This is a genomic window from Giesbergeria anulus (assembly GCF_900111115.1).
GTDB lineage: Bacteria > Pseudomonadota > Gammaproteobacteria > Burkholderiales > Burkholderiaceae_C > Simplicispira > Simplicispira anulus.
On the sequence record NZ_FOGD01000001.1, the window covers coordinates 91,707 to 109,639 of the forward strand.

The 17,933-nt window shown below is 58.2% G+C and carries 17 protein-coding genes; 12 read left to right on the top strand and 5 right to left on the bottom strand.

Features of this window, described 5'->3' with window-relative positions:
* Positions 1–5: 5 nt before the first annotated feature.
* Together casA and BMX55_RS00465 are read right to left on the bottom strand one after the other, a co-directional pair.
* On the bottom strand, positions 6–1,634 hold the full coding sequence (gene casA, locus BMX55_RS00460) for a type I-E CRISPR-associated protein Cse1/CasA (RefSeq protein ID WP_091451093.1): 1,629 nt from the start codon (positions 1,632–1,634) through the stop codon (positions 6–8).
* Positions 1,635–1,813: 179 nt separating this feature from the next.
* Positions 1,814–4,627, bottom strand: a complete 2,814-nt coding sequence (locus BMX55_RS00465) for a CRISPR-associated helicase/endonuclease Cas3 (protein WP_091451095.1) — start codon at positions 4,625–4,627, stop codon at positions 1,814–1,816.
* An 83-nt stretch (positions 4,628–4,710) separates the two neighbouring features.
* Here BMX55_RS00465 and BMX55_RS00470 point away from each other — a divergent pair, with 83 nt between their 5' ends.
* Positions 4,711–6,033 (top strand): RsmB/NOP family class I SAM-dependent RNA methyltransferase, encoded by a 1,323-nt coding sequence (locus BMX55_RS00470; protein ID WP_091451098.1) that lies wholly within the window; start codon positions 4,711–4,713, stop codon positions 6,031–6,033.
* Between the two features lie 102 nt (positions 6,034–6,135).
* Here the strand turns inward: BMX55_RS00470 and rpmG are convergent, their stop codons facing one another.
* From rpmG to trxB, 3 genes are all read right to left on the bottom strand, one after another.
* Positions 6,136–6,306 (bottom strand): 50S ribosomal protein L33, encoded by a 171-nt coding sequence (gene rpmG, locus BMX55_RS00475; RefSeq protein ID WP_091451102.1) that lies wholly within the window; start codon positions 6,304–6,306, stop codon positions 6,136–6,138.
* An 11-nt stretch (positions 6,307–6,317) separates the two neighbouring features.
* On the bottom strand, positions 6,318–6,551 hold the full coding sequence (gene rpmB, locus BMX55_RS00480) for a 50S ribosomal protein L28 (protein ID WP_091451105.1): 234 nt from the start codon (positions 6,549–6,551) through the stop codon (positions 6,318–6,320).
* Between the two features lie 190 nt (positions 6,552–6,741).
* On the bottom strand, positions 6,742–7,701 hold the full coding sequence (gene trxB, locus BMX55_RS00485; RefSeq protein WP_091453015.1) for a thioredoxin-disulfide reductase: 960 nt from the start codon (positions 7,699–7,701) through the stop codon (positions 6,742–6,744).
* Positions 7,702–7,837: 136 nt separating this feature from the next.
* Between trxB and BMX55_RS00490 the strand changes: the two genes are divergently transcribed.
* From BMX55_RS00490 to BMX55_RS00540, 11 genes are all read left to right on the top strand, one after another.
* Positions 7,838–10,003 carry a DNA translocase FtsK gene (locus tag BMX55_RS00490; RefSeq protein ID WP_091451108.1) on the top strand — a complete coding sequence of 722 codons (2,166 nt, stop codon included), beginning with the start codon at positions 7,838–7,840 and terminating at the stop codon, positions 10,001–10,003.
* Positions 10,003–10,644, top strand: coding sequence for an outer membrane lipoprotein periplasmic chaperone LolA (gene lolA, locus BMX55_RS00495; protein ID WP_091451113.1), 642 nt, complete (start codon positions 10,003–10,005; stop codon positions 10,642–10,644). Before BMX55_RS00490 ends, lolA begins: the two co-directional genes overlap by 1 nt.
* A gap of 16 nt (positions 10,645–10,660) precedes the next feature.
* The gene (locus BMX55_RS00500; protein ID WP_091453018.1) at positions 10,661–11,956 is read left to right on the top strand and encodes a replication-associated recombination protein A; all 1,296 of its coding nucleotides are present in this window, start codon (positions 10,661–10,663) and stop codon (positions 11,954–11,956) included.
* A 126-nt stretch (positions 11,957–12,082) separates the two neighbouring features.
* Positions 12,083–12,730 carry a DUF47 domain-containing protein gene (locus BMX55_RS00505; RefSeq protein ID WP_091451115.1) on the top strand — a complete coding sequence of 216 codons (648 nt, stop codon included), beginning with the start codon at positions 12,083–12,085 and terminating at the stop codon, positions 12,728–12,730.
* Positions 12,731–12,747: 17 nt separating this feature from the next.
* Positions 12,748–13,758, top strand: a complete 1,011-nt coding sequence (locus BMX55_RS00510; RefSeq protein WP_091451119.1) for an inorganic phosphate transporter — start codon at positions 12,748–12,750, stop codon at positions 13,756–13,758.
* A 120-nt stretch (positions 13,759–13,878) separates the two neighbouring features.
* The gene (gene rpsP, locus BMX55_RS00515; RefSeq protein ID WP_091451123.1) at positions 13,879–14,130 is read left to right on the top strand and encodes a 30S ribosomal protein S16; all 252 of its coding nucleotides are present in this window, start codon (positions 13,879–13,881) and stop codon (positions 14,128–14,130) included.
* An 87-nt stretch (positions 14,131–14,217) separates the two neighbouring features.
* Positions 14,218–14,790 (top strand): ribosome maturation factor RimM, encoded by a 573-nt coding sequence (gene rimM, locus BMX55_RS00520; RefSeq protein WP_091451127.1) that lies wholly within the window; start codon positions 14,218–14,220, stop codon positions 14,788–14,790.
* Positions 14,791–14,809: 19 nt separating this feature from the next.
* Positions 14,810–15,577 (top strand): tRNA (guanosine(37)-N1)-methyltransferase TrmD, encoded by a 768-nt coding sequence (gene trmD, locus BMX55_RS00525; RefSeq protein WP_091451132.1) that lies wholly within the window; start codon positions 14,810–14,812, stop codon positions 15,575–15,577.
* A gap of 104 nt (positions 15,578–15,681) precedes the next feature.
* Positions 15,682–16,074 carry a 50S ribosomal protein L19 gene (gene rplS, locus BMX55_RS00530; protein ID WP_091451135.1) on the top strand — a complete coding sequence of 131 codons (393 nt, stop codon included), beginning with the start codon at positions 15,682–15,684 and terminating at the stop codon, positions 16,072–16,074.
* 85 nt (positions 16,075–16,159) lie between these two features.
* A complete protein-coding gene (locus tag BMX55_RS00535) occupies positions 16,160–16,864 on the top strand; it encodes a CoA pyrophosphatase (protein ID WP_091451137.1) in 705 nt (234 codons plus the stop codon).
* A gap of 48 nt (positions 16,865–16,912) precedes the next feature.
* Complete coding sequence (locus BMX55_RS00540; RefSeq protein WP_091451140.1) at positions 16,913–17,905, top strand: CobD/CbiB family protein; 993 nt, start codon at positions 16,913–16,915, stop codon at positions 17,903–17,905.
* Positions 17,906–17,933 lie beyond the last annotated feature (28 nt).

Here is a 17,933-nt window from a genome sequence, read left to right on the forward strand (position 1 = left end):
TCTCCTCAAGTCGCTTTTTTGATGGTGGTTTTGCTCTGGGTGGCGGGTACAGGCAACGCCAGTACCGTGCGCAACTTGGGGCCGGCCAGATTTTTGACAAATTGACGGCGTGCTTTGGCGATACGGGCCGGGTTTTGCCGTTCAATAGCTGTGGAACCAACTAAGTCGAGGTCAAACAAACGCGAGGCCGTGGTGGTGAGCTGGTTCCGCCATTGTTCGGACATACCCAGAGTGCATACGGTGGTTTCGGTTTGGCGTACAGCGTGAATACGGTCACGCAGCAATTGGTAAAATGCAGCTTCGGTGGCAGACCAGAAGCTGGCATCCACAAAACTTAAATCGCCGCGCGCATCGTGGCTAAACCAAGCCTCTTTCACGGCACCACGCAAATAACTGGCAACCAGTTCTGCTGCATCCAACCATGCACCCACATCGTCGCGCAGTTGGGTTTGGGCTTGGGGTGTGCAGTCGCCAAGCTCGTACAGTGGCAAGGTAGATTCGTACCAACAGCGGGCTTTCATGTTGTCCATATCAAACCCGAACGCCCATAAGCGCAGGCGCAACCCGGTGCGTTGTTCGGTGGGGGTACCAAAATAGGTGCCCACCACTGCGGCAGGGGCTATCTTGCGCTTGTCGTTTTGCATACCCAGTACCCAGCCCAGCCAATGGCGATAGCCAAGGCCGCCGGGTTGTGGATGCAGGGGCAACATACCTTCTTTGGTTTGGTAGTAGGGCGATAGTGGATGTGACCAAGCGCCTTTGTAGTTCAAACCCTGGGGGCGGGTGAGGTAGCGTTGTATCCGTACCGCTGATTCCCGTCCGCACAGGTCGCACAAACCTGCACTGACGTCCTCCAAATCCAGCCGAATGCGGCGCGGCATGGCCCAGAAAACATGGGCTGCATGCACCTGCATGGCTGTAGTTTGGGCACCGTCGGCTTGAATGGCCTGCACGCTGGCCAACCAAGGAAATTTCAGGTACGCGGCGGTGTCATCACTGCCACCGCCATGTGCCTCAAATGTGCGCTGCGGCAACACGTTGAGCCATAAGCTGTGCCATAAAGAGGTGGTTTCTGCTGGCCTTGCTTCAGCGATGAGCAAAGTAGTCAGTGGCCCACCACCGCGCAGGCTGGTGCGGTGGCCTGCGCCGCCCGCAGGGGCGTTGAGTTGGAGCGTGAACAAGGCCAGCGCCGCACAATGGGGGCATAAATGGCCCACTTGCCCGCGCTTGACGAACAGGTCAGCATTGTTCTTGACCGTGTTGTCCCCCGGCGTTTCGATCAGCAGGCCCGCAATGCTTTGCGTCTCGCCTGTTCCGGTACGCAAGTCAAAGTCTTGCATAAAGCGCGCACCATCACCATCCCACTCAAACGCAGGCCTGTGTGGTGCAAACCAGTCATGCAGTGTGGCTTGGTCGGGCGGTGTTTTGAGCAGCCGCCCCCATGCTACGGAGGTTTCTGCGGGCGAGGTGGTTTGTAGCAGGCCAATCGCCAACTGCGCCAAGGCCCCATTGAAGTCGGGGCGCATGGCATCAAATGCCACGAGGTCACTGCGTGATAAATCTGCCGGAGAGACCCACGTTCGATGCCCGTCTCTGGTACGCACGGGCAACCAATTTTCTATCAACAGGTTCACGAAACCTCCTCGAAAAGTTTGTTCCGATGATCATTCTTACATGACTAAGTGAGAGGGCTGAAATGAAAATTTGTATCTGTTTGTGCGATACTGAAGACTTCTCCTCTTCCGAGGAGATGAACCGTGAGACGGCTGTTTTAACGCAGTGCTTTTGGAGATGTTCCCCACGTGCGTGGGGCTCAGGTGCCAGATGGTTGTCCGTCTGGCACCTCCTGACGCCGCAGGCCACGTTGGCTATCGTAAGTCCAGACCACTACAGGGTTTTGCCCTTGCGTCGCGTTTTCTGGCTGTGCCGTGCCTTCAAATTGATCGCCACGGCACTCCAATCCCAGCACGACCACCCACTGGCCGCTACCCGGCAGTTGCTCATTGAGCCGCTGGCGGGCTAACGCGCGTTCGGGGGTTTTCTCTTCTGTTGTTTGTGTAATCAAGCGCCGAGCCACACGCACGGTGCTGTAGGCCCAAGCGTGCTGCGGTGGCTTGTCGCTGCGCCAAGGTTGCAGGGTGTTATTGTCCCAACGGGCGAGTAAAACATCCACGCTCGCTTCGCCCAAACGGGATGGGGCTACGGTGTCTGCTGCCCATTCCAGACCACGTTGCGCACGGGAATAACCACTTTCGCGCTTGACACTGACCATATGGGCTTGAGCAGCATCGGCAAACGCCTCGCCTTCAGCCGCTAGGGCATTGCGTTGCAAGGCTTCCGGTATCTCTGCCTCTGGGTTAAATACGCCTTCTATCAATCTTCTGGCATCGGTGGGCATGGTGAACTCGCCCGATTGCAGCGCGCGCGCGGTCAGCCAGAGTTGTGCGTGGTTTGGGTATACCTTGGCCGATTTGGGAAATGCCTGCACAAACCATGATGCCGTGGGTGTTGGTGTCCATACCGGCCCGAACACCCAGAGGCAGGCTGGGCCACGTTGGTCTTTTGCATTATGGTCAGTCAGGCGGCGGCCTTGGGTATCGCGCACATGGCGGTGCAGGCGGCCCGCACGTTGAATCAGCCGATCTATCGGGGCCAAATCGGTCACTACCAGATCAAAGTCCACATCCAGCGATTGCTCTGCCACTTGGGTAGCGATCAGCAGCCGCCCAGCTCTTTCATTGGGGCCACTGTGGGGGCCAAAGGTGTGTAATACGGTATCTTCGATGTCCAGCCGATCTCCCAAGGCAAAACGGGCATGAAATAGCGTGATTTGATCCAAAGGGATGTGTGATGCCATGTCCGCGTAGGCGGCCAAGGCGTCACTGATGGTGTTGCACATCCAAGCGACACATTGGCCGGCAGCCAGTGTTGCGGCAATATGCTGTACCACAGCGTCACGGTCTGATGCGTAATGCACGGCCACTGTGCGGCACATTTCTGATCGGGTAGCCATATGTTTCTTAGTAGGGATCAAGGCTTTGGTGGGAGCCCAAGAGGTAACCAACGGGTAGTCATCTCTGGCATCCACAGCAGCAGGCCCGCGCACCCCTAGCCCTTTGCCATAAGCTTCCAGTAGTGAGGCTTTCATGTGCTGGGGCAGTGTGGCCGATAACAAAATTGCGCTGCCTCCAGCACGTGCATGAAACTCCAGCAAGTTCTTTAACGTGCTCTGCATGTAGGTGTCACAGGCGTGTACTTCGTCTACCACCAACACCTTGCGCCATAACCCAAGAAGGCGCAAAGATTGGTGTTTACTCTGCAAGGCACCCAGCAAGGCTTGGTCTATCGTGCCCACCCCCGCAGGAGCCAACAGTGCGCGTTTGTTGTGGTCAGCCAACCAGCGTGAGCAGCGCTGGGTAGCACTTTCGTCCGTTTGCTGCGCATCATGTTCATCGTGGCCGGGCTGAATCACAGAGGTGGCAAACGATGCCACCAAGTTTTTGCGACCATGGGCCAGCACCAAGCTAGGCAGGTCAAGAAGATTGGGGAACAACTGAGCATAGATTGGGGCAATACGCTCATACATCGCATTGGCGGTGGCCATTGTGGGCAAGCCGATGAAAAAGCCATTGCCACAGCCTTGGGCCATGAGCCGCTGTGTCAACATCACGGCTGCTTCGGTTTTTCCTGCTCCGGTCACGTCTTCTAGCAAATGAATTTGTGGGCCGTCTGCCAGTTCAACAGAGGCAGCCCAAACTTGTAAGGGAGATGGTTTTTGAATGCTGGAAAAGAGTTGCTGAAAAGAGCGTTCAGCCTGCCGCCCCGGAGATACCACTTCAGATTGGGTTAGGGCTTGTGCGGCCAAACCGAGCGCCTTGTGCCAATAGTCTGGCAACGTGAGTTGTGGCGTGTCACAGTAGGTAAAGATATCGGCATTGGAGCCGATCCAATCTGCTAATACGGCCAAGCCTGCCACCCACCACGACAGCTCACTGCTGATTTTCTCGAAAGTATCGGCATCTAAGCTATGGGCCACACGGGCTGCTTCTGGGGGCAGCAGCAAGGCGCGCATAGCCTCGACAAACCCCAGCGCGGCATCGACATCTATCGCACGAAAATGCCGGTGCAGATGCGGGACGGTTTCATTGGGCGGCTGGCCGTGGTGCCCCATAACGGCACGTGCCCAAAAGTTTAAGCTTTCATGGTCTTGCGGATCATCACCAAACCAAGCTTCGTCATCTGTTTTGGGTTGAACGTGGACTTGCCAAAATGCCATCCCCAAGCTGTCATGGCGTTCGCCAGCAATCCGTTGGGAGCAGCTTTCATTGGGTTGTAAGCGCTGAGCCAAATCAGCCCGCTGCCCCTGAAAGCTGAGTGAAAACTTGCCCAGATCGTGTAAAGACAACCAAAACACCACCCATGCGCGGGTCGCTTCAAGGTCTGTGTGTCCAAGCTCCTGTGCCAGCCAAGCAAGCAGCTCTGGTGAGCGCTGCAAATACACCTCGCCCACTGCGGCCACATCGAGTGCATGGTAGGCCAGCAGGTGCATCTCTGCCGCAGAATTTGAAGGCCGGGCCTTGCCCCAATAAGCAAAATAGCGCGGGGATGGTGTTGTGGTGGGTGTCATGGTCAAAAGATGTTGACGGTTTTGAGGGGCTCTGCACAAATTAAAACCGAGTATGTATATGCACTTCAGGGACAATCGCCCCCATGCATCCGAAAGCCCTGATCGAAGCCTGTACCGAACTGGTACGGCTCACCCTTACCTTTGAACACCCTGCCGATGCCGTGGTATCGCGGTTTTTCCGCGACAACCGTGGCTTGGGCCAGCGCGAACGTGCAGCGTTGGCAGAAACCGTCTACACGGTGCTGCGCAAAAAGCTGCTGTTTGACCACATGGCCCCGTCGGGTTCTGGCCCCAGAGAACGCCGTTTGGCCATTTTGGGCTTTGCCCATTGGCAGGATGAGGAGGCCCGCCGCTCCAACCCCCAAGCCGCGCATGGCCCGCGCGATTTTCTGCACGCCGCTTTGAGCGACCGCGAACAACAATGGCTAAACCAATGCGACGCCGTGCGCGATGACGATTTGTTAGAGCGCCACCGCCACAATCTGCCCGAATGGCTGGTGCAGCCGCTCAAAGTGCAGTTGGGCGATGGTTTTTGGCCCTTGGTGCAGGCCCTGTCGTGCAGTGCGCCGCTGGATTTGCGCATCAATGCCTTCAAAGACAAGCGCCCTGACGTACAGCGTGAGCTGGCGCAGGCTGGCATCGCGTCCGTCGTTACGCCGTATTCTCCTTGGGGCTTGCGTGTGGTGGGTAAGCCTGCGCTCACCAAGCTGCCCGCTTTTGTTCGTGGCGCTATCGAAGTGCAAGATGAAGGCTCGCAACTGCTGGCGCTGCTCTTGGATGCCAAGCGTGGCGAGATGGTTGTCGATTTTTGCGCGGGCGCTGGCGGCAAAACGCTGGCTATTGGTGCCACGATGCGCAGCACTGGCCGTTTGTATGCCTTTGATGTGTCAGCACACCGGTTGGATGCCCTCAAGCCCCGGCTGGCGCGCAGCGGGCTGTCTAACGTCCATCCGGCGGCCATTGCCCATGAGCGCGATGAGCGCGTCAAGCGTCTGGCGGGCAAGATTGATCGCGTGCTGGTGGATGCCCCCTGCTCTGGCCTCGGTACCCTGCGCCGCAACCCCGACTTGAAATGGCGTCAAACCCCCAAAGCCGTACAAGAGTTGGAGGTCAAACAGGCCGCCATCTTGGCCAGCGCGGCGCGTCTGGTCAAACCCGGTGGGCGCTTGGTGTATGCCACCTGTAGCGTGCTGCCCGAAGAAAATGAGCGCATTGCCGAAGCCTTTGCTGCCGCCCACCCCGATTTTGTGGCGCTCGATGCTGGCGAGGTGTTGGCGCAACTCAAAGTAGATCATGCTGCCAGCCTGTGCAGTGGTGGTGACACCGGCACACAGTATGTGCGTCTGTGGCCGCACTTGCACCAGACTGATGGCTTCTTTGCCGCCGTTTGGACACGCAAGCCCTAACTGGCCCTTGCCTGCCCCTGACCTGATGGGGGTAGGCGATAAAAAAACCGCCTAGCGCAAGCGCAAAGGCGGTTTTTTGTTGTCCAAAGACAGAAGGCTGAATTACTTCAGCTTCATTTCCTTGTATTCGACGTGCTTGCGAGCTTTAGGATCAAATTTCATGATCAGCATTTTCTCGGGCGTAGTCTTTTTGTTCTTGGTGGTGGTGTAGAAGTGGCCAGTACCCGCAGTGGATTCCAGCTTGATCTTGTCGCGTCCGCCTTTGCTTGCCATGGTGCTTCTCCTTAAGCCTGACCACGTGCGCGCAGGTCTGCGAGCACCGATTCAATACCGTTCTTGTCGATCAAACGCAGGGCTGCGCTGGAAACGCGCAGGCGCACCCAACGGTTTTCCGATTCGACCCAGAAACGGCGGTATTGCAGGTTCGGCAGGAACCGGCGCTTGGTTTTGTTGTTGGCATGGGAAACATTGTTCCCGACCATGGGCTTCTTGCCCGTGACGTCACATACGCGTGCCATTAGGACACTCCGATCATTTGGAACGGTTGGCCACTGCGGGGCGGCATCCTTGCGGTGCCAGCCTGGTGGCTCAACCTCACCTCGCCAGAAGGGTGGCGGTAACCCGATTGCCATAGCTATCAAAACTCTGGCCTTGTCTGCAAGAGACAGGGCCAGTTTTGGCAAAGCCTAGGATTATAACCCGTGCGCTTTAGGCCGGTGGGTTTTGTTCCAAGAAGCGCTGGGCATCGAGTGCGGCCATGCAGCCCGTACCAGCACTGGTGATGGCTTGGCGGTAGATATGGTCTTGCACATCACCGGCGGCAAAAATGCCGGGCACGCTGGTTTGGGTGGCAAAGCCGTTGCGCCCGCCTTGGGTGACAACGTAGCCATTGTCCAGTTCCAGTTGGCCTTGGAAGATGTCGGTGTTGGGGGCGTGGCCAATGGCAATAAAACAGCCTTGCAGGGCGATGTCTTCGGTGTGGCCGTCTTGGGTGCTTTGCAGCCGAATGCCCGTCACACCGCTTTGGTCGCCCAGCACCTGCTCTAGCGTGAAGAAGGTTTTTAGCTCAATCTTGCCTGCGGCCACTTTTTCCATCAGCTTGTCGATCAAAATCGGTTCGGCCTTGAACTTATCGCGCCGATGCACCAACGTGACTTTGCGGGCGATGTTCGACAGGTACAGGGCTTCTTCTACGGCGGTGTTGCCACCTCCCACCACGCAAACATCCTGCTCACGGTAGAAAAAGCCGTCGCAGGTGGCGCAGCCCGAAACCCCCCGGCCCATAAATTCTTGCTCCGAGGGCAGGCCCAAGTATTTGGCCGACGCTCCGGTGGCGATGATGAGGGCATCGCAGGTGTAGGTGCCGCTGTCGCCCGTCAAGGTGAAGGGGCGCTTGGAAAAGTTAACTTGGTTGATGTGGTCAAAAACAATTTTTGCTTTAAAGCGCTCGGCGTGCTCCAAAAAGCGCTGCATCAGCTCTGGGCCTTGCACACCCTGCACGTCGGCGGGCCAGTTGTCCACTTCAGTAGTGGTGGTGAGCTGGCCGCCTTGGGCCATGCCGGTGATGAGCACCGGGTTGAGGTTGGCGCGGGCGGCATAAATGGCGGCGGTATAACCGGCAGGGCCAGAACCGAGGATCAGGACTTGGGCGTGTGAGGTGCTAGACATAGGGCTTGAAATTTCAGATTCATGCGATTGCACGGAGACGCAAGTATCATGCAACTTCGCCATCTTGCCGCTGGCTTGCTTTATATGGCAGCCATTAAAAACGACAATAGCTGCAATGGCGCTGTGCCACACGTCCATGACCTATTCTTCTTCTTCCAATACCCTCAACGCTTCTCCACCCGGCAAGTCTGCATTGCGCGCCGGTCTTGCCCGGCTGGGCCATGAGATCTCTTTGCTCGCTGGCGCGTTGGCGCTGGCCCTGTGGTTGCTGGCGCTGCTGAGTTATTCGCCATTGGATATGGCTTGGTCCACTTCCGGTGCTGGCGATGGGCTGGTGCGCAATCGCCTAGGCCGGGTGGGGGCGTGGCTGGCCGACGTGAGTTATTTCTCGCTCGGATTTTCTATCTGGTGGTGCTTGGTGGCCGGGGCCTTTGTCTGGCTGACCTCGCTGGCGCGCCGGATGCGTGACGACGAAGCGCTGGCCGATGATCTTTCCCTCAAAGAGGTGCTGGTGCTGCGGGCGCGGTTTTGGGCTGGGCTGCTGCTGCTGCTGTGTGCCAGTGCGGGGCTAGAGTGGTCGCGCTTGTACGCGGTCGAGTCTTTACTGCCGGGCCATGCGGGGGGCGTTTTAGGCTATATAGTGGGTGTGACCAGTATGCGCTGGCTTGGTTTCGATGGCTCAGGTCTGTTGGGCTTTGCTTTGGCGGTGCTGGGGGCGTCTGGGGTGTTCCATTTTTCTTGGAGCCGATTGGCTGAGAGGTTGGGTGCTCGCCTAGATGCCATCGTGCAGTTTGGGCGTGTACGCCGCGAAGAAGCCAAAGACATTGCCGAAGGCAAGCGCGCTGCCCAACTGCGCGAGGAGGTGGTGCAAGAAGAGCGCATCGAGTTGCAAGAGCACCACCCGCAGCCGTTAAAAATTGTCGATCCAGACCAAGCAAAACCCGGATGGGCAGAGCCTGTCTTGGATACTGGGCCAGCACCTTTGCTGCGCGAAGCCCCTCCGATCAGACAGGTTCCTTCTGATAAGCCAGTGGGCCATCGACCCCGCGCTCATCTGCCACCACTGAACTTGCTGCACACGGGATCAGCTCGTCCAGAGCCTGCGTCTTCCGACACACTGGAAATGACCAGCCGCCTGATTGAAAAAAAACTGCGCGACTTTGGTGTCGAGGTGACGGTGGTAGCTGCCATGCCCGGCCCCGTCATTACCCGTTACAACATCAAGCTAGCCACCGATGCCACCCTCGTGCAGGTGATAGAGCTTGCCCGCGATCTGGCTCGTGCGCTCAGTTTGGTCTCGATTCGTGTGGTCGATCCTGGCTCTGGCCCAGAGCCTATTGCACTCGAATTGCCCAACGTCAAACGCCAACCGGTGCGTTTGGGTGAAATTGTGGGTTCGGCCCCCTTCCAAGACAGCAAGTCGGCATTGACGCTGGCGCTCGGCAAGGACATTGTGGGCCATGCCGTCGTAGCCGATCTGGCCCGAATGCCCCATGTGCTGATGGCAGGCACCGCAGATTCAGGCAAATCCGTGGCTTTGCACACCATGCTGCTAAGTTTGCTCTACAAGGCCGAGCCTTGCGACCTGCGGCTGTTGCTGATCGACACCAAAATGCTGGAGATGCCCTTGTATGCGGGTATCCCACACCTGCTGGCCCCCGTAGTCACTGATGTGCGCCAAGCTATTCGTGGCCTGAACTGGTGTGCTCTCGAAATGGAGCGTCGCTACCGGATTATGGGCACCTTGGGGGCACGTAAACTGGCCGCTTATAACGCCAAAATTGACGAGGCCGACGCCCGTGATGAGTGCATCCTCAACCCGCTCACCGTCCATTTGGCCGAACCAGAGCCACTGGAGCGTTGGCCGCAAATCGTGGTGGTGGTCGATGAGCTGGCCGATTTAATGGCTGCGGTCGGCAAAAAAACCGAAGAACTGCTGGCCCGTCTGGCACAAAAAGGCCGGGCTGCGGGCATCCATCTCATCGTCTCTACCCACCGCCCTGCGCCTGAAGTCATTACCGGCCTCATCAAGGCCAACATCCCGACGCGCATGGCCTTTCGCGTGAGCAGCCGTACTGATAGCCGCACCATCCTAGACCAAATCGGTGCCGAAACCATGCTGGGCATGGGGGATATGCTCTATAGGGCCGCTGGTGCCCAGATGCCAGCACGGGTGCATTCGCCCTCGGTGTCGGCGGAAGAAGTGCATCGGGTGGTTGATTTTCTCAAAGCGCAAGGGCGTCCAGTGTATATACCGGGCGTACTCGACGAGGCCCCCGCTCCAGCGGAAGAACAAAACTGATGAAAAGAACACTCACCTCGCTGCTGCTGTGGGCGGCTGCGCCTTGGGCGCTGGCCGATGGCCTGCAAAGCCTAGACCTGTTTTTGCAAAAAACCCGTACTGGGCAGGCTGATTTCACGCAGGTGGTCACGGCTCCGGGCAAAGACGGGCAGGCACCGCGCAGCAAAACCTCCAGCGGCACGTTTGAGTTCCAGAGGCCGGGCCGTTTTCGGTTTGTTTACCTCAAACCCTTTGCCCAAACCATTGTGGCCGATGGCCAGCGTTTGTGGCTCTACGATGCCGACCTGAACCAAGTCACGCAGCGTGCGCAGGCGCAAGCGCTGGGCAGCACGCCAGCGGCTTTGTTGGCCGCTGCACCCGATTTGCAAGCCCTGCGCGCCGAGTTCACCCTGCAAGCCAGTGTGGCCCCCCAAGATGGTGAAGGGCTGGACTGGGTATTAGCCCGCCCCAAGAGCAAAGACGGTCAGTTGCAAACGGTGCGTATTGGTTTTGCGGGCACACAATTGGCGGCGTTAGAGATTTTGGACAGCTTTGGTCAGCGCTCCATGATTCGCTTTAGCCAAGTGCAAACCAATCCCACGCTCCCAGCCGCCACTTTTGAGTTCAAGCCTCCGGCAGGCGCTGATGTGCTGCGCCAGTAGTCCATCTCTGCTGGCGATGTTTTCCTCTGCTGCACATATTCCGCTGGCTGAAGCCCTGCGTCCCACCCGCTTAGACGAGGTGATCGGCCAGTCCCATCTGCTGGGGCCGGGCAAGCCCCTGAGGTTGGCTTTTCAATCGGGCAAACCCCATTCGATGATTTTTTGGGGGCCACCCGGTGTCGGTAAAACCACCTTGGCGCGATTAACAGCCACCGCCTTTGATTGCCAATTTATTGCCTTGTCGGCGGTGTTTTCGGGTGTGAAAGACATCCGGGCGGCGATGGAGCAAGCCACCGCCAACTTGGCGCTGGGCCAGCACACGCTGTTGTTTGTGGACGAAATTCACCGCTTCAACAAATCGCAACAAGACGCGCTGCTGCCCTATGCCGAAAGTGGCTTGGTCACTTTTATTGGTGCCACGACAGAAAACCCCTCGTTTGAGGTCAATTCAGCGCTGTTGTCGCGCGCTCAAGTTTATGTGCTCCAGTCGCTGACCGATGATGAACTCAAGCAACTGTTCCAGCGTGCCCAAGCCACGGCACTGGGCCAGTTAGCGTTTGACGAGCAGGCCCAAGACACCATCATTGGCTACGCCGATGGCGATGCCAGACGGCTGTTGAACCTGTTAGAGCAGTGCCAAACCGCTGCTGCGGTGTCGGGCCTCCAAACCATTGACGCCGCATGGGTGCAAAACTCCTTGGCGTTGAATGCCAAACGCTTTGACAAGGGTGGCGATAACTTTTATGACCAGATCTCGGCGCTGCACAAGTCCGTGCGCGGCTCGCACCCCGATGCCGCGTTGTACTGGCTGACCAGAATGCTCGATGGCGGGGCCGATCCGCGTTATCTGTCACGGCGCATTGTGCGCATGGCTTGGGAAGACATCGGGCTGGCTGACCCAAGGGCGATGCAGATTGCCAACGATGCCGCGCTGACTTTTGAGCGGCTGGGCAGCCCGGAAGGCGAGTTGGCACTGGCCCAAGCAGTGATCTATCTGGCGGTGGCGGCCAAGAGCAACGCTGGTTACAACGCCTATAACCAAGCCAGAGCCTTTGTGCAGCGCGACAAAAGCCGCGAAGTGCCGGTGCATTTGCGCAATGCACCCACCAAGCTGATGAAAGAACAGGGCTACGGGCACACCTACCGCTATGCCCATGATGAACCCAACGCCTATGCTGCGGGTGAAACTTACCTGCCCGACGGCATGAAAGAGCCGGGGTGGTACCAGCCCACACCCAGAGGTTTGGAGAGCAAAATTTCCGAAAAATTGGCCCTGTTGCAACAGTGGGATCAGGCAGCGCGCAAGAAATAGCCGCGCCAAATGCTTTGGGGCAGAGCGCGATAGCAGCAGGTGCCACGGTTAAACTTCGCGCAGCACGCATTTGTCATATTTTTGACATGACAGCGTAACAATAAGTTCTGACTCCTAGGAAACGCAATGCTATTTAGCAAGCTACTGCCGCGCGAAGGCAATTTTTTCGAGATGTTCAACCACCACGCAGATCGCATCGTCGAGTCTGTGCAGGCCCTATCGCAATTGGTGGCCAACTACAACGATGAGGACTTGCGCCACAAATATGGCCAAGCGGTCGATAGCGCCGAAGCTGCCGCCGACCTCATCACTATCGAGGTCAATCGCTCGGTACACCAAACCTTTATTACCCCGATTGACCGCGAGCAGATCCATGCCCTCATCAACAGCATGGACGATGTGGCCGACTTGGTGCAAGACGCCGCCGAGACGATGGATTTGTACGACATCCGGCACATGACACCCGAAATCACCCGCCTGACCGATCTGGCCGTGAAATGCTGCGAGCGTGTGCGTGAGGCCGTGCGCTTGCTTGACAAGGTGGCCGATCAATCGGTTGCTGAGGCTGCCCTCAAAACCTGCGCTGAAATTGACCAGCTCGAAAACGATGCCGACCGCGTGCTGCGCGCCGCCATGAGCAAGTTGTTTCGCGAAGAGCCGGATGTGCGCGAACTCATCAAGCTTAAGGCGGTGTACGAGCAGTTGGAAACCATCACCGATAAGTGCGAAACCGTAGCCAACCACATCGAGGGCATCATCCTCGAAAACGCCTAAGCAGGACGGCACACGCTATGGAAACTGCACAAGCTGCCCTGTGGGTCGTGGTAATGCTGGTGGCGCTTGCCATCCTGTTCGATTTTATGAACGGATTTCACGATGCTGCCAACTCGATTGCCACCGTCGTCTCTACCGGGGTGCTCAAACCGGGGCAGGCGGTGGTGTTTGCCGCTTTTTTTAACTTTGTTGCCATCTTCATTTTTCACCTGAGTGTGGCGGCCACGGTGGGCAAGGGCATTGTCCAGCCGGGGGTGGTCGATACCCATATCGTTTTTGGCGCGCTGGTGGGGGCCATTACGTGGAATGTGGTGACTTGGTACTACGGCATTCCTAGCAGCTCTTCCCATGCTCTGATTGGTGGCATCGTGGGCGCAGTAATGGCCAAGTCGGGAGCGGGGGCGCTGGTGTCTGCGGGCATCCTTAAAACGGTGGCCTTTATTTTTGTTTCGCCGCTGCTGGGCTTTTTGCTCGGTTCGTTGATGATGGTGGCGGTGGCTTGGATTTTCCGGCGCACACGCCCCAACAAGGTGGATAAATGGTTTCGGCGTTTGCAACTGCTCTCGGCAGGAGCCTACAGCTTGGGCCATGGTGGCAATGATGCGCAAAAAACCATCGGTATCATCTGGCTGTTGTTGATTGCCACGGGTTACAGTTCGGCCAGCGATGCCTCGCCACCCACTTGGGCCATCGTCTCTTGCTATATGGCTATCGGTTTGGGCACGATGTTTGGTGGCTGGCGCATTGTGAAAACGATGGGTCAAAAAATCACCAAGCTCAAGCCTGTAGGCGGTTTTTGCGCCGAAACTGGCGGTGCCCTGACGCTGTTTATTGCCACTGGGCTGGGTATTCCAGTCTCAACCACCCACACCATCACTGGGGCCATTGTGGGCGTTGGTTCCACGCAGCGCGCCAGTGCCGTGCGCTGGGGCGTGGCGGGCAACATCATCTGGGCTTGGATTTTGACCATTCCGGCCAGTGCCTTTGTCGCCGCTATTGCCTATTGGATCAGCCTGTATCTGTTCTGAGTCGTTATAATGTTAGGCTTTGCAGCGTGTCGCTGGCCGGGTGGTCATGTCGCGTGTCTCAAGCGCTGCGAACACCGGGATCAGGCTTAGCGTCCTGACCCACCACCCCAAGGATCCATCATGGTCGTCATTCGACTCTCTCGCGGCGGCGCTAAGGCCCGTCCTTTCTTCAATATCGTCGTTGCTGACAAGCGCGTGCGTCGCGATGGCCGCTTTATCGAGCGTCTGGGCTTTTACAACCCCAGCGCCAAGGGTGGCGAAGAAGGTCTGCGCATTGCCCAAGACCGTCTGGCCTACTGGACAGGCGTGGGCGCACAAACTTCGCCTACCGTCGATCGCCTGATCAAGCAAGCTGCTAAACAAGCCGCCTAATCGCTCTGCGCGACACAAGGCGGGTTTCGTCGGTACCCACTGACGAAACCCGCCTTTTCTTTTTTCTCCCTTTTTTCCTGCATTGCTATGTCTGCTGTCCTAAATCTGGAATCCGTTGCCCTGCCTGAGGATGCCGTCGAGGTCGGGCGCATTGCCGATGCTTGGGGTGTGAAGGGCTGGTTCAAGGTGATCTCGCACAATGTCGCCCCAGACGCCCTGTTTGCGGCCAAGCAGTGGTACATCCTGCCCAGCGAGCGCGGTGCCCGTACCTTCAGCGGCACGGCGTCCTTGTCCATTCGCCAAGTGCGGCCCCATTCCGACACCATTGTGGCGTGGGCACAAGGCATTGATGACCGCAATGCGGCAGAGGCGTTGCGCGGCGCACGTATCTTTGTACCGCGTGCAGACTTTCCGGCCCCCGCAGAAGATGAGTATTACTGGGTTGATTTGATTGGCCTCAACGTATTCAATCGCGAGGGCGTAGCTTTGGGCCAAGTGCGTGAGTTGATGTCCACCGGGCCGCAAACCGTGCTGGTGCTGGAAGCTGACAATCCCGAAGGCAAGCCGATTGAGCGCATGATTCCATTTGTGTCGGCTTTCGTCGATAAGGTCGAGTTGGCCCAGCGCCGTATTTTGGTCGATTGGCAACCCGATTACTGATTGCGTATCACTGCCTGCCATGCGTTTTGACGTTATCACCCTGTTTCCGGAGCTGTTTGCCCCCTTTTTGGCTAGCGGTATCACGCGCCGCGCCTATGCCAGCGGCTTGGTGGATGTGCGGCTGTGGAACCCCCGCGACTACGCCGAGGGCAATTACCGCCGCGTCGATGACCGGCCCTTTGGTGGTGGCCCCGGTATGGTGATGATGGCTCCGCCATTGGAGCGCTGTTTGGCAGCCATCCGTGCCGATCGGGCCGAGGATGTTGCCGCCCCAGTGCCAGTGGTGTTGTTTTCGCCCATTGGCGCGCCGCTCAACCATACGGCAGTCGAGCACTGGTCGGGCAGCGCCGGGGCGGTGTTGCTTTGTGGCCGCTACGAAGGCATAGACCAGCGCTTTATTGACCGCTATGTCACGGTGCAAATTAGTTTGGGCGATTTTGTGCTGTCGGGTGGCGAGATTGCCGCGCTGGCGCTGCTCGACGCCGTGGCGCGTTTGCAGCCGGGGGTGCTCAATGATGCCGGTAGCCACCAGCTCGATAGTTTTAACCCCGCCTTAGATGGCCTGCTCGATTGCCCGCATTACACCCGCCCCGAAGAATGGCAGGGTGACGTTGTACCGGCACCGCTGTTGTCGGGCCACCATGCGCAGATTGAACGCTGGCGGCGTGACCAGTCTTTGCGCACCACGGCGCAGCACCGCCCAGACTTGCTGACTGCGGCCCGTGCCCACGGTAAGCTACAAACCGCTGACGAAGCCCTGCTGCGCAGCTTGCAGGGCAAGCTATAATCTTGGGTTTTTCGATCCTCTGGCCGGCCGCCTTGCTTGTGCAAGGCAAAACGTCAATCCCGACAATGCCAATGATGGCGCGGACATGATCGTTGGATGCAACCATGAACCTGATCCAGACCCTGGAAGCGGAAGAAATCGCCCGCCTCAACAAAGAAATCCCTGACTTTGGCCCCGGTGACACCGTCATCGTGAGCGTGAACGTCGTTGAAGGCAGCCGCAAGCGCGTGCAAGCCTACGAAGGCGTGGTGATTGCCAAGCGTAACCGTGGCCTCAACAGCGGCTTTACCGTGCGCAAGATCTCCAGCGGCGAAGGCGTGGAACGTACCTTCCAAACCTACAGCCCGCTGATCGCCAAGATCGAAGTCAAGCGCCGTGGTGACGTGCGCCGTGCCAAGCTGTACTACCTGCGTGAGCGCAGCGGTAAGTCGGCACGTATCAAAGAAAAGCTGCCACAGCGCAAGGTGCCCGTGGCTGCAGCAGTGGCCGCAGCATAAAGCCTGCCCCACCGCCGCCTTGAGCGCATCAGCCGCTACAGCATTGCCTGTAGCGGCTTTTTGTTTTTTTACTAACTGCTTTGCCGTGACTGCACTCTCCTCTCCACCATCGCGCTTCAAATTGCCCAGCTTTGACCCCCGCCAAGTGCCAGTGCTGGGGGTAGACAGCCATTTGCCGCCGGTACTGGCTGCAGCCCAAACCCCGCAGGCACTGCGCCAGCGCTTTGCCCAGCCACCACAGCATTGGCAGCCAGAGGTGGTGCGTGAACATTCTTTCTCGGATCGGCCCCAAGCTGCGGCGGCGGTGCTGGTGCCTATTGTGTTGCGTGAGCAGCCGATGGTGCTGCTGACCGAGCGCAGTATGCAGCTATCGAGCCACTCTGGGCAGGTGGCATTTCCGGGCGGGCGGGCCGATCCAGACGATGAATCTATGGCTGCCACTGCACTGCGCGAGGCCCAAGAGGAAATTGGTCTTGATCCGCGCTGGGTGGAGGTGCTGGGCACTCTGCCCAACTACATTACCGGGTCTTCTTATGTCGTGGCACCGGTAGTGGCCTTGGTGCAGCCGCAATGCACGCTCCAGCCCAATCCGCACGAGGTAGCCGATATTTTTGAAGTGCCGCTGGCGTTTTTGCTCGATCCGGCCAACCACCGGCGTCATGCTTTCGAGTGGCAAGGTGTGCGCCGTGAGTGGTTTTCTATGCCCTACCAAAGCGGCGACAAGAACCACTACATCTGGGGAGCCACCGCCGGTATGTTGCGCAATTTTTACCGTTTCCTGCAAGCCTGACGTTCTGTCTGCACCCACACCCCAAAAAGGGCTGGGTATGATGGGAGGATGAGTTTTTTTGCCATCCTGTTCGCCTTGCTGATTGAGCAGGCACGCCCGTTGGCGGCGCACAACCCCATCCATGCTGGATTGCGCACTTGGGCGCTGTGGGTAGGCCGCAATTTTGATGCGGGCAGGCCGCACCATGCTTGGGTGGCTTGGTCTTTAGCTGTGGTGTTGCCCGCCCTGCTGGCACTGGCGGTGCATTGGTTGCTGCTGTGGGGGTTGGGTTGGCCTTTTGCTGTGCTTTGGAGTGTGGCTGTGCTTTATCTGACGCTGGGTTTTCGCCAGTTCAGCCACCACTTCACCCGTCTGCGTGATGCCTTAGAAGAAGACAACCAAGAGCGTGCGCGCCTGTTGTTGGCTGAGTGGCAGCAGGTGGATGCCAGCCATTTGCCGCGCAGCGAGATGGTGCGTCATGTGATTGAATATTCGGTGCTGGCAGCACACCGCCATGTGTTTGGCGTGCTGGCTTGGTTTTCTTTGCTGGCGGCCTTGGGGCTGGGGCCTGCTGGAGCAGTGTTTTATCGCATGGCCGAATTTGTGGCCCGGTTTTGGACGTCGCGCCGTGGCACGGTGGCGGCACCAGCCAGCCTGAGCTTGCAAGTGGTAGCGCTGCGTTCTTGGACGATGGCCGACTGGCTGCCCGCTCGCCTCACTGCACTGTGCTTTGCAGTGGTTGGGAGCTTTGAAGAAGCCATTGATGGCTGGCGTTTCCATGCCCAGCGCTTTCCCAATGACAACGATGGCGTCGTGCTGGCCGCCACTGCCGGGGCCATTAACGTGCGTTTGGGCGGCGAAGCACTGAAACTGCCGCAGGCGGCCCTGCCTGCGCCGCCGGGTTTGGCGGTGGATGCCGCCAATATGGATGACAGTGACCAGACGCCGGGCCGTGAGCCTGAAGTGGGCCACCTGCGCAGCGTGGTGGGCTTGGTTTGGCGCTCGGTGGTTGTGTGGCTGTTGTTGCTGGCGCTGCTGACCTTGGCTCGGCTATTGGGTTAAAAAATCACGCTGCAATCGTGCCAAAGCA

What these genes read in the sequence shown, in the direction of transcription:
- BMX55_RS00465 (WP_091451095.1), bottom strand. Translation starts at nt 4,627, where the DNA reads ATGACACCCACCACAACACCATCCCCGCGCTATTTTGCTTATTGGGGC.
- BMX55_RS00470 (WP_091451098.1), top strand. Translation starts at nt 4,711, where the DNA reads ATGCATCCGAAAGCCCTGATCGAAGCCTGTACCGAACTGGTACGGCTC.
- rpmG (WP_091451102.1), bottom strand. Translation starts at nt 6,306, where the DNA reads ATGGCAAGCAAAGGCGGACGCGACAAGATCAAGCTGGAATCCACTGCG.
- rpmB (WP_091451105.1), bottom strand. Translation starts at nt 6,551, where the DNA reads ATGGCACGCGTATGTGACGTCACGGGCAAGAAGCCCATGGTCGGGAAC.
- trxB (WP_091453015.1), bottom strand. Translation starts at nt 7,701, where the DNA reads ATGTCTAGCACCTCACACGCCCAAGTCCTGATCCTCGGTTCTGGCCCT.
- BMX55_RS00490 (WP_091451108.1), top strand. Translation starts at nt 7,838, where the DNA reads ATGACCTATTCTTCTTCTTCCAATACCCTCAACGCTTCTCCACCCGGC.
- lolA (WP_091451113.1), top strand. Translation starts at nt 10,003, where the DNA reads ATGAAAAGAACACTCACCTCGCTGCTGCTGTGGGCGGCTGCGCCTTGG.
- BMX55_RS00500 (WP_091453018.1), top strand. Translation starts at nt 10,661, where the DNA reads ATGTTTTCCTCTGCTGCACATATTCCGCTGGCTGAAGCCCTGCGTCCC.
- BMX55_RS00505 (WP_091451115.1), top strand. Translation starts at nt 12,083, where the DNA reads ATGCTATTTAGCAAGCTACTGCCGCGCGAAGGCAATTTTTTCGAGATG.
- BMX55_RS00510 (WP_091451119.1), top strand. Translation starts at nt 12,748, where the DNA reads ATGGAAACTGCACAAGCTGCCCTGTGGGTCGTGGTAATGCTGGTGGCG.
- rpsP (WP_091451123.1), top strand. Translation starts at nt 13,879, where the DNA reads ATGGTCGTCATTCGACTCTCTCGCGGCGGCGCTAAGGCCCGTCCTTTC.
- rimM (WP_091451127.1), top strand. Translation starts at nt 14,218, where the DNA reads ATGTCTGCTGTCCTAAATCTGGAATCCGTTGCCCTGCCTGAGGATGCC.
- trmD (WP_091451132.1), top strand. Translation starts at nt 14,810, where the DNA reads ATGCGTTTTGACGTTATCACCCTGTTTCCGGAGCTGTTTGCCCCCTTT.
- rplS (WP_091451135.1), top strand. Translation starts at nt 15,682, where the DNA reads ATGAACCTGATCCAGACCCTGGAAGCGGAAGAAATCGCCCGCCTCAAC.
- BMX55_RS00540 (WP_091451140.1), top strand. Translation starts at nt 16,913, where the DNA reads ATGAGTTTTTTTGCCATCCTGTTCGCCTTGCTGATTGAGCAGGCACGC.